This window comes from Microbacterium sp., assembly GCF_030149085.1.
Taxonomy (GTDB): Bacteria; Actinomycetota; Actinomycetes; order Actinomycetales; family Microbacteriaceae; genus Microbacterium.
Window position 1 is genome coordinate 1 of the sequence record NZ_JASBSF010000262.1, and the last position, 3,311, is coordinate 3,311.

The following is a 3,311-nucleotide window of genomic DNA, read 5'->3' on the forward strand; positions in this document are numbered from 1 at the left end:
GCCGACGGCGGCGAAGAACTCGTCGTGGGTGACCGTTCCGCCAGCGCGCTTGAGCATGCGCGAGCGGATGATCGCACGGGCGAAGATCTCGCCGTTCACGACGGCGCGATGCTCGAGGTACAGCGCCTTGTCGTCGTGACCAATAAAGCGCGACTCGACGTCGAAGCGCTGCCAGAGCTGGAGCGACTTGCGAAACGAGATCGTCTCGCTCGAGACCACGGCATACCAGCCACGCTCGCGCATCGCATCCAGCAGCCCAGACCTGATCAGCAGATCCCAGCGTCCAAGATCGAAGAGCGAGAGGTATCGCCCGTTGTTCATGTGGCGCAGGATGTCGATGTCGGTCGGCAGCGTCGTGAGGCGAATCCGCGCCACGCCGGTGGGCGACACGAGTCCCTCGCGGCGCCTGCGCCGCCGGGCCTGCCACATCACCAGCATCGTTCGCCACATCACGTTCACGAGGGGCGATGCTAGGGGAGAACGCATCGAGGGGGTACGCGGTTGTGGGATTCCCACAGCAGGGGCGGGCCGCATCCGCTCGCCGTTTGCGCCGATTTCTCTCCCCGTGATCGCCCGCGTAGAGTCTGGCCATGAACGCCGAAACGCAGACGGATGTCATCGTCAGGCCCGTGCGCGATGTCGACGCACAGGAACTCGGTCGCGTCCACGCGACGTGCTGGCACGAGACCTACGACCACCTCATCAGCAAGGCAGCCCTCGAGAATGTCTCACCGAAGAGACTTGCCGAGCTGTGGACGCACTGGGCAGCTCAGGGCGATGAGTATCGCATGAGCGCGACCCTCGTCGACGGAGAGATCATCGGCTTCGTGGGCTCCGGTCCGGCGCGAGACGAGGATGCTCCGCGCGAGCGCGAGCTGTACTTCATCTACCTTCTCGACCGTTTCCACGGCACGGGCGTTGGTCAGCAGCTCTTCGACGCCGCCGTCGATGAGGGTGAGGGCCTGTACCTGTGGGTGGCCGCCGACAACCCGCGGGCTCATCGGTTCTATGCGCGCAACGGCTTCGCCCTCGATGGCGCCACGCACGACGAGGCCTTCCTCGGCGAGACGCTCACCGAGGTCCGTTTCGTCCGGTGACAGCGGGGCGTGACGGGTCTGCTCGAACGGACCGTCGGTGACATCGCTGCAGATCTGGGCACTCGACGGCATCCCCGAGATCGTCACCGGTGACGACCTCGTCACCGTGATCGCGAGTGCGGTCGGCGGCTCGCTCGCCGACGGCGACATCCTGGTGGTCACCTCCAAGATCGTCTCGAAGTCAGAGGGGCGTTTCGTCGCCGCTGCCGACCGTGAGGATGCCATCACCGCCGAGACCGTGCGCGTCGTCGCGACGCGGATGGCGGCATCCGGGCACACCACCCGGATCGTCGAGAATCGCCTCGGAATCATCGCCGCGGCTGCGGGAGTCGACGCGTCCAACACACCCGACGGCACGGTGCTGCTCCTTCCCGTTGATCCGGATGCCTCAGCCCGCGCCCTCGCCGCGGGGGTGCGCGAAGCAACAGGCGCCGAGGTCGGCGTCATCATCAGCGACACCATCGGGCGAGCATGGCGCGAGGGCCAGACCGACACCGCGATCGGCGCGGCCGGCATCCGGGTGTTCGATGACCTCCGCGGGGCGACGGACGCCGAGGGGCGGCCGCTCGTGGTGACGATGCCGTGCGTCGCCGATGAACTTGCGGCAGCTGCCGACCTCGTGAAGGGCAAGACGGGGAGGACCCCGGCAGCTATCGTCCGCGGACGCAGCGACCTCGTCGGATCGCTCGATCTGCCCGGAGCGCGCTCGATCATCCGTGCACGCGAGCACGACATGTTCCACACCGGCGCTGCCGAGTCCTACGCGGAGGGATACGCCGCGGGGCGTGCCGACGCGAGCAGCGCGTCGACGACTACCTGAGCCGCCGACCCACTGCCCGCGTTCAGAGACTGATCAGCGCGCCGAGCGCAGCGACACTTGGCCTGCCGAGACGCTGACCGAGATCGTGCTGTCGGCGCCGGGATCACTGCCGAGGGTGTTTCGGAAGTTCCCCGCCGACACATCGGAGGTGACGTCGTAGCTGCCGTCGGGGACGACGAGGTTCAGCGAACCGGCGCTGACCTCGGCACGGATGTCGCTCGGCTGTGACCCCGTGAAGGCGGCATCCATCGACCCGGCGCTGACCGTGAGGTCCGCCGTGTCGATGTCGGCAAGGTCGAGTGTTGCGCGTCCCGCCGACAGGTCGACGGTGACGTCGTCGGCTGAGCCCGCAAGATCGACCTCGCCGGCACCGACCGACAGGCCGACGACGCCGAACTCGCCATCGGCGTGGAACGACCCCGCGCCCATCTGCAGCTCGGCATCCAGACCTTCGAGGTCCTCGGGCAGCACGAGCACGGCCCGCCCGCTGCCCCCGAAGACCCATCCCATGCCCCACTCCCAGCGCGGCGAGGCAACAGTCAGGGTGTCACCGTTGCGCTCAAGGGTCCAGCGGTCGCCACCGAAGGGCGCCGTGACCTCGAGCTGTGCCTCATCGACATCCGCGTACTTCACCGTCAGCGAACCGGCGTTCAGTTCGACGGTGAGGGCGTCGACACCGGTCACCGCGGCCGTGCGCGTTTCGGTTGATACGGCGGCGGCGCGGATGGTGCTGAACACCGCCCCCACGATCGTGACGAGGACGATGAGCGCGCCGAAGACGATCAGCAGCACGGCGACCACGGTCGAGGATCCGCGGGTGCCCGGAGACTCGGGACCGGGAGAGTCCGTTCCCGCCGGCGGTGCCGGGGCGGACGGCGGCGGGGTGAGGTCGGTGGTCATGAGAGTTCTCCCGTCTGGGGCGGCATCCCGCCGTGAGCGATGTGAGCGAGGGCCGCAAGCACCCGCCGGTTGCCGGAGTCGTCCTGCTCGAGCTCGAGCTTCTGGAAGACCGCGGTGATGTGCTTTTCGACGCTGCCCTCGCTGATGTGGAGGGTGCGCCCGATGGCCTGGTTGGACTTGCCCTCGGCGATCAGCGCGAGCACGGTCGCTTCGCGGTCGGTGAGGCGCCGCATCCGTTCATCCCGCGCCCGTCTGCCGAGCAGCTGCGCAACAACCTCGGGGTCGAAGACCGTGCCGCCTGCCGCGATGTCGTCGACGGACTCGAGGAACTCGGCGACGTCGGCAACGCGGTCCTTCAGCAGGTAGCCCAGGGCACCGCCGCGTCCAGCGATGAGCTCGCTGGCGTACCGTTCCTCCACGTACTGCGACAGCACCAGCACCGGAAGCTCGGGCCGCGAGGTGCGCAGGCTGACGGCAGCACGGATGCCTTCATC

General features: G+C 68.2%; 5 protein-coding genes. 2 read left to right on the plus strand and 3 right to left on the minus strand.

Annotated features, from left to right (window positions below):
• Positions 1 to 459: acyl-CoA thioesterase (locus Q1V87_RS10530; protein ID WP_300592393.1), on the minus strand; the 459-nt coding region annotated here is incomplete at its 3' end.
• A 131-nt stretch (positions 460 to 590) separates the two neighbouring features.
• Between Q1V87_RS10530 and Q1V87_RS10535 the strand changes: the two genes are divergently transcribed.
• Both Q1V87_RS10535 and cofE read left to right on the plus strand, forming a co-directional pair.
• Entirely contained in the window at positions 591 to 1,097 is a 507-nt protein-coding gene (locus Q1V87_RS10535) for a GNAT family N-acetyltransferase (RefSeq protein WP_300592396.1), read from the plus strand.
• A 37-nt stretch (positions 1,098 to 1,134) separates the two neighbouring features.
• Positions 1,135 to 1,917 (plus strand): coenzyme F420-0:L-glutamate ligase, encoded by a 783-nt coding sequence (gene cofE, locus Q1V87_RS10540; RefSeq protein WP_300592399.1) that lies wholly within the window; start codon positions 1,135 to 1,137, stop codon positions 1,915 to 1,917.
• A 33-nt stretch (positions 1,918 to 1,950) separates the two neighbouring features.
• Here cofE and Q1V87_RS10545 read toward each other — a convergent pair whose 3' ends face one another.
• Complete coding sequence (locus Q1V87_RS10545; protein WP_300592402.1) at positions 1,951 to 2,817, minus strand: hypothetical protein; 867 nt, start codon at positions 2,815 to 2,817, stop codon at positions 1,951 to 1,953.
• Positions 2,814 to 3,311: response regulator transcription factor (locus tag Q1V87_RS10550; RefSeq protein WP_300592405.1), on the minus strand; the 498-nt coding region annotated here is incomplete at its 5' end. The genes Q1V87_RS10545 and Q1V87_RS10550, both read right to left, overlap by 4 nt.

Coding starts and splice junctions, on each gene's coding strand:
- Q1V87_RS10535 (WP_300592396.1), top strand. CDS start 591: ATGAACGCCGAAACGCAGACGGATGTCATCGTCAGGCCCGTGCGCGAT.
- Q1V87_RS10545 (WP_300592402.1), bottom strand. CDS start 2,817: ATGACCACCGACCTCACCCCGCCGCCGTCCGCCCCGGCACCGCCGGCG.